Source organism: Staphylococcus sp. HMSC063A07 (genome assembly GCF_001836955.1).
GTDB classification, from domain to species: domain Bacteria; phylum Bacillota; class Bacilli; order Staphylococcales; family Staphylococcaceae; genus Staphylococcus; species Staphylococcus lugdunensis.
This window is the reverse complement of the sequence record NZ_KV830904.1, coordinates 23,357-29,588: the sequence shown is the minus strand read 5'-3', so window position 1 is coordinate 29,588 and position 6,232 is coordinate 23,357. Positions and strand designations below refer to the sequence as shown.

Below are 6,232 nucleotides of genomic sequence, written 5' to 3'. Positions count from 1 at the left end.
TATTGGCAGTAGTTGACTGGATTGAAAATATGCTCATACTAAGCTTGTTTCAATCCTAGTCAACTTTGACGGAGCGGGACCACGAATTCATAATGATTTCTGTCCCGCTCCATTTTTCTTGTGAAAAGTAATCTATCAATAAAATAGAAAATGTAATCAAATTCAAATGAAAAGTCATCTTATTTATGTGATATTACATATTTATAAAATTTTAGATTTTCATTTTGCTAAATAAACCATATAAAATACAAATACCTCAAAAAGATTCACTCACAATGAACCTTTTCGAGGTGTTTTTTAAAATATAGAATTTATTCTGTTTCACCTTGACCAATCGTCACTGAAGTGACATAGTCATTTTCTATTTTGAATTGTAATTTAATTTGATCTCCATGATATACATATACACCATCATTGGGATGATTAGTGTCTGAATTAGTGTGAGGTATACGATTCAATTTATCACTAGGATAAGCATCTTTCATTTGGTTTAAAGACACTGATTGATCCGTTACTTTAAATCGAATACTTGTAGCAGTATCATCACTTGTTGCTCTAACTTCTTGATCATACACCTGTTTGTACTCTATATTATCTTCCTTGTCCTGATCAATCTTGTAGCCGTTAAAGTTCAACTGTCCACTATCTAATGCGTTAATAAAATTTTCACTAGTAAGATAAGAAGCATTTTTACCTGCATTACCATTATGTACAAACTCGCCTTGAGCTTGAGTTACTTGATTGTTGTAACTTGACGCATGATTGTCCCCATTAACCATTTGTTCAGCGTGTGCAACTTGCGAAAGTGAAAAAGCCATCGATGATGCAGCAAGCGTTAAACCCATCATTTTGAAAACCTTCATTTTCTCACTCCTATATACTTTTAAAATTAAAGTTCACTCACACACTTTTAGTATATCAACATTGGATGAAAGTCTAATCTATTTTTCTCATCTCCCTCTTTCTAGCACTTTACTGTCCTTCATCTTCATTTTAAAGACGGTTAAGCATCCTAAGTGTCTGAATTAAAAAAGAGTTAGATTATCAACTAATTTAGTCATTAATCTAACTCTCAACACGTTACCCTTTAAATCTTTACTTTTTATTGTTTTTAGCACGATCAATCAATACTTTTTTCGCGGCTTCTTCTTCAGTATTATCTAATTCTTTAGGCTCAAATGGAATTCCTTTTCGTTCACATGCTTTTTCAAGCAAATAATCTGTCATTTCGTGATTTTTCGGTAATACAGGACCATGTAAATAAGAACCTAATAAATTCTTATAGTGAATTCCTTCTTTGCGATCTGTGTCATTATTCCCGTAGCCATGTGTTACATGACCAAGCGTACCAAAATTATGATAAGTTCTACCACCATGGTTTTCAAAGCCAACTATTGTTCCAAATGTATCACTTTCAATAACAATGTCACCTGTTAAACGATCTGTTTGAGACTCTGTATAAAAGTCAAGTACACCTAATCCTTCAAGTTCTGTGCCATCTGGTGTAATATATTTCGTGCCTAAAAATTGGTACCCGCCGCAGATAGTAAGACCAGGCATACCATCTTCTATCGCTTCTTTAAGTGGCATCTTAATCTTACTAAGTTCTTTAGTGGCGAGCGCTTGCTCTCTATCACTACCACCACCAATGAAAAAAATATCGCAATCATCAAATGTTACACCATCTGTTTCATTAATTTCTTTAACATTAAGTTTGATATTTCTCTTTTTAGCACGTTGTTTTAACGCAATAATATTACCAATGTCACTGTATAAATTTAATTTATCAGACATAAAATGATATACCGTCAGTTCATTCATTTACGACTGTCCTCCTTCAAAAGAGCGATTTAATTGCTCTAACATTGGTGTTAAAGAAGTATAGTTAGGAATAGCGACCGTAAACGATGTATAGTCCATTGTTTTAGCAGTTGCTTTGTAAATGTCGTTTTCAACAATAACAGGTACATTTACTTCAGCAAGTTTCAAACGCAATTGAAGTTCTTCAGCACGAGTACCTGTAACGATTATGGCTTCAATATCTTGTTTTGTTAACTTTTCAAAGTCAGCATCGTAAATCCACGATGTATCACGACCATCTGCTGCGTTATCATTTAAGCTAATAACATACACTTTTTTACCTTCTAACTGTTCCCCAACTGATAAACTTGCATTCATACCAGCAGGATTTTTAGCAAGATTTATCATCGCTTCTTTATTTCCTTTAGAAAAGTACTGCATTCGTCCATTATCTGAAGTATATGTTTCAAAACCTTTTTGAATCGATGCATCATTAAGACCTAATTCTTTTAATACAGCATATGCTGCTATAGCATTGAATGCGTTGAAATCTCCAGCAATCTTCATATTAAAAGTAAAATTATTGATCGTCATATTTAGAAATGGTGACGCTTCAAAAGTGGAAACTTCATATGTAGGATTTTCACGTTTGAATCCACATTCACAATGATAGTGACCAATTTGATTATAGTGAATATAATCATATTGCAATAGACGTCCACAGTTAGGGCAATATTTACTTTCATTCATGGTACTTTGTTCAAACTCATGTGCATGAGCTTCCATACCATAATAAACTAAAGCATCACTTGCAATTTTTAATCGACTTACAAATGGATCATCCGCATTTAATAATAATTTAATGCCCTTATTACCTATAGACTTTGCAATATTGTTAACCATAATATCTATTTCGCCAAATCGGTCCATTTGGTCACGGAAAAAGTTAGTGAAGACCATCATTGAAGGTGTCACTTCTTTTAGTACACGAGGAATTGACCCTTCATCAATTTCAATAACAGCAATTTTGGTGTTTTTTGTTGATTGCATTATAAATGCAGATGTAATTCCAGCGGCCATATTGGCACCTTCATTATTATGAATTATATCAATATGATTCTTTTTTAATGTATGTCCTATTAAATTTGATGTCGTTGTCTTTCCATTCGTTCCACTAATAAATACAATATCATCAACATTAGCTGCTAATTTGCGCAGTATTGTAGGATCCACTCTGCGTGCAATTTGTCCTGGTAAATCTGTACCTTTTTTACCTATTGATCTGCTTGCAGTTCTAGCAAGTTTTGCTAAGTGGATTGCAGTCCATTGTCTCATTGGCTTCCTCCTCGTCTCTCTCACTCGAATAATTATAACACGTACGCTGGATAACAAAAAATAATCATTACCAGATTATATAACTTTTCTTATTGAACTCAAAGCTTTTACTAACACAACATGCTTTGATATACTGGTGATGGTTGATTAAGTTAATTAAATAATGAGGTGAATGTTTATGCTAAGTAAAGATCTTTTAGCTGCATTAAATGAACAAATGAACCATGAATATTTTGCTGCACATGCGTATATGGCAATGGCAGCGTATTGTGACAAAGAATCATATGAAGGATTCGCTAACTTTTATATTCAACAAGCGAAAGAAGAAAGATTCCATGGTCAAAAAATTTATGATTATATCAATGACCGCGGCGAGCATGCTGAATTCTCTGCTTTGCCAGCACCAAAGATTGAATTCAATTCAATTTTAGAAACATTTAAAGATGGTTTAGCCCAAGAACAAGATGTAACGCATCGTTTTTATAATTTATCAGAGATTGCACGTAATGATAAAGATTATGCGACAACATCATTTTTAAACTGGTTTTTAGATGAGCAAGTTGAAGAAGAAGCTATGTTTGAAACACATATTGATTACTTAAATCGTATTGGTGATGACTGTAATACACTTTATTTATATGAAAAAGAACTAGCATCACGAAATTTTAATGAAGAATAAGTCATCTTAGTATTCGTTTTATGTCTGAAAATCATAATGATTTTCAGGCTTTTTTTACATCTATTCATTTTGACTTAATCACTTTACTATGCATATTGAGAATGTTTGGTTTACAATCATTATATTAATGATTGTAGAAAGGTTGTGATGCCATTGACTAATAATGCCTTTGTAGCTCTAGACTTTGAAACTGCCAATGGCAAACGTACAAGTATTTGTTCAGTTGGTATGGTAAAAGTAATTGATAATCAAATTACTGAATCTTTTCATACGTTAATAAATCCACAAGATTACTTTTCTAAAAAAAATATTAATGTACATGGTATAAATCCAGAAGATGTGATACATGCACCACAATTTGATTATGTATTTCCATACATGCTACAGTTTATTGCTAATTTACCCGTTGTCGCACATAATGCTGCATTTGATATGAATGTGTTACATCAGAGCTTGAAACAAGCAGGTATTATAACTCCAGATTTAACTTATTTTTGTTCATATCAACTTGCTAAGAGAACTATAGATGCACCAAGATATGGTTTAAAGCACATGATGGATTTTTACAATTTAGATTTTCATGGTCATCATGATGCTTTAAATGATGCTAAAGCCTGTGCCATGATTACTTTCCGGTTGTTGCAACATTATGATGATTTAGCAACGATGCTCTCTATCTATGGTAAGAATTTAAAGGACAAAGGCTAAACTATATAGATATTTTTTAATATCGTTATACTATACTAAAATACAGGAGGGAGCAGGACAGAATTCATAATGCATTCGTCGTCCTGCCCCGGCAAGGCTGACTAGAATTGAAACAAACTTAGTATCAGCATATTTTCAATTCAGTCAACTACTGCCAATATTTAGTTCATAGCTTAAAATATAACTGTGTCCCTGGCGCTTTAATATTGTTATCTTATGATTTAGAAATAAAGTCATAAATCGTCATATTACGATAAGTCGACTTAACCAAATTTCCTACAGTTACTCCAATTAACCGTATAGGCGTCTCAGGATCTTTTAATTCCGCATACAACATATATGCGATATTATAGATGTCAGTTTCAGAACGAATTGGATCTCGGAGACTCATCTGTTTAGATAAAGTCTCAAATTTAAAGGTTTTAATTTTAACTGTCACTGTTTTAGCTGACTTCTGCAATTTATTTAAACGTTCAGCTGTCTTTCCTGACAACTCCCACATTTTCTGTAAAATTTCGTCATCATCATTAACATCTGTTGCAAAGGTTCTTTCTGTGCCAACAGACTTTCGAATTCGTGATGATTTCACTGGGCTATCATCAATACCTCGAGCTTTATTGTATAAACCTCTTCCTCGTTTACCGAATAAACGAACTAACTCAAACACATCTTTTTGGTATAAGTCTTGACCATTATAAATACCATGCTTATGCATAATTTTTTCAGAAGCTTTACCTACACCTGGAAAGTCTCCAATGTCTAATGCCATTAATATTTTATGGACATTTTCATAATCTATGACAGTCATTCCATTTGGCTTGTTCATACCACTAGCTAATTTGGCTAAAAACTTATTATACGAAACACCTGCAGAGGCAGTAAGATGTGTCTTTTCATAAATATCACGACGAATATAGTTAGCGATTTGTGATGCCGGTAAATCTGGACGTACTAAGTGTGTAATATCTAAATAAGCTTCATCTAAGGACATAGGCTCAACCGCTTCAGTATAACTACGAAAAATCGACATGATTTCATTTGAAATCGTTCTATATTTTTCATATTGTCCTTGTACATAATAACCGTCTGGACATAACTTGTGTGCCTGTGACATAGGCATAGCTGAATGGACACCATATTTACGCGCCTCGTATGATGCTGTAGATACAACACCTCTGGAACTTGCTTTGCCACCAACGATAACTGGTTTACCTCGTAGCTTAGGATTATCTCTCATTTCTACTTGTGCAAAAAAGAAATCCATATCGATATGCACGATTCGTCTCTCTGTCATTTCACTCCCACCTTTATGACATTTAATGAATACATATGAATCTAATGTTTATTTGTTTTTAAATCGTCCGCAATTACTTCAAATATCGACAACAATGCTTCATTGGTAATATTAACATCCACTTTTATCATTGGTTTTGCTCCAGGATAAGGTCGCACACTCGGATAATTAGTTGCTATCTTTCTAGATTGTGTAGTCATTTTTACAAGCAGTTGATTATCATATAGACCTCCAATCAAAACATCATCATAATATATCAAATATTCGCCCATCATTTTACGTGTTTTTACTGATGTGCTATTTATGTTAGTCATTATTTGATTGAAAAACTGCTCACTTGTCGCCAAAATTGATTTCTCCCTATAAAAAATCTCAATACAATTATACTGTGGAATAAAAGTTAAAACATGTAATCC

The 6,232-nt window shown here is 33.2% G+C and carries 7 protein-coding genes; 2 read left to right on the top strand and 5 right to left on the bottom strand.

The window, feature by feature from the left end; genetic code table 11:
• Positions 1–311 precede the first annotated feature (311 nt).
• The 3 genes from HMPREF2597_RS01090 to HMPREF2597_RS01080 all read right to left on the bottom strand — a co-directional run bounded on the left by HMPREF2597_RS01090 (position 312) and on the right by HMPREF2597_RS01080 (position 3,135).
• The gene (locus tag HMPREF2597_RS01090; RefSeq protein ID WP_002477957.1) at positions 312–863 is read right to left on the bottom strand and encodes an immunodominant staphylococcal antigen IsaB family protein; all 552 of its coding nucleotides are present in this window, start codon (positions 861–863) and stop codon (positions 312–314) included.
• Between the two features lie 232 nt (positions 864–1,095).
• Entirely contained in the window at positions 1,096–1,821 is a 726-nt protein-coding gene (locus HMPREF2597_RS01085; protein ID WP_002477956.1) for a lipid II isoglutaminyl synthase subunit GatD, read from the bottom strand.
• The gene (locus HMPREF2597_RS01080; protein ID WP_002477955.1) at positions 1,822–3,135 is read right to left on the bottom strand and encodes a lipid II isoglutaminyl synthase subunit MurT; all 1,314 of its coding nucleotides are present in this window, start codon (positions 3,133–3,135) and stop codon (positions 1,822–1,824) included.
• 178 nt (positions 3,136–3,313) lie between these two features.
• Between HMPREF2597_RS01080 and ftnA the strand changes: the two genes are divergently transcribed.
• The gene (ftnA, locus tag HMPREF2597_RS01075) at positions 3,314–3,814 is read left to right on the top strand and encodes an H-type ferritin FtnA (RefSeq protein WP_002477954.1); all 501 of its coding nucleotides are present in this window, start codon (positions 3,314–3,316) and stop codon (positions 3,812–3,814) included.
• A gap of 153 nt (positions 3,815–3,967) precedes the next feature.
• Positions 3,968–4,522 carry a 3'-5' exonuclease gene (locus tag HMPREF2597_RS01070; protein WP_094449197.1) on the top strand — a complete coding sequence of 185 codons (555 nt, stop codon included), beginning with the start codon at positions 3,968–3,970 and terminating at the stop codon, positions 4,520–4,522.
• Positions 4,523–4,736: 214 nt separating this feature from the next.
• Here the strand turns inward: HMPREF2597_RS01070 and dinB are convergent, their stop codons facing one another.
• Together dinB and HMPREF2597_RS01060 are read right to left on the bottom strand one after the other, a co-directional pair.
• Positions 4,737–5,816 (bottom strand): DNA polymerase IV, encoded by a 1,080-nt coding sequence (dinB, locus tag HMPREF2597_RS01065; RefSeq protein ID WP_012990798.1) that lies wholly within the window; start codon positions 5,814–5,816, stop codon positions 4,737–4,739.
• A gap of 41 nt (positions 5,817–5,857) precedes the next feature.
• Positions 5,858–6,163, bottom strand: a complete 306-nt coding sequence (locus tag HMPREF2597_RS01060) for a TfoX/Sxy family protein (RefSeq protein WP_002477952.1) — start codon at positions 6,161–6,163, stop codon at positions 5,858–5,860.
• Positions 6,164–6,232: the final 69 nt, after the last annotated feature.

Bases quoted from the DNA above. Each gene is read 5' to 3' on its own strand.
- HMPREF2597_RS01090 (WP_002477957.1), bottom strand. From the start codon at position 863: ATGAAGGTTTTCAAAATGATGGGTTTAACGCTTGCTGCATCATCGATG.
- HMPREF2597_RS01085 (WP_002477956.1), bottom strand. From the start codon at position 1,821: ATGAATGAACTGACGGTATATCATTTTATGTCTGATAAATTAAATTTA.
- HMPREF2597_RS01080 (WP_002477955.1), bottom strand. From the start codon at position 3,135: ATGAGACAATGGACTGCAATCCACTTAGCAAAACTTGCTAGAACTGCA.
- ftnA (WP_002477954.1), top strand. From the start codon at position 3,314: ATGCTAAGTAAAGATCTTTTAGCTGCATTAAATGAACAAATGAACCAT.
- dinB (WP_012990798.1), bottom strand. From the start codon at position 5,816: ATGACAGAGAGACGAATCGTGCATATCGATATGGATTTCTTTTTTGCA.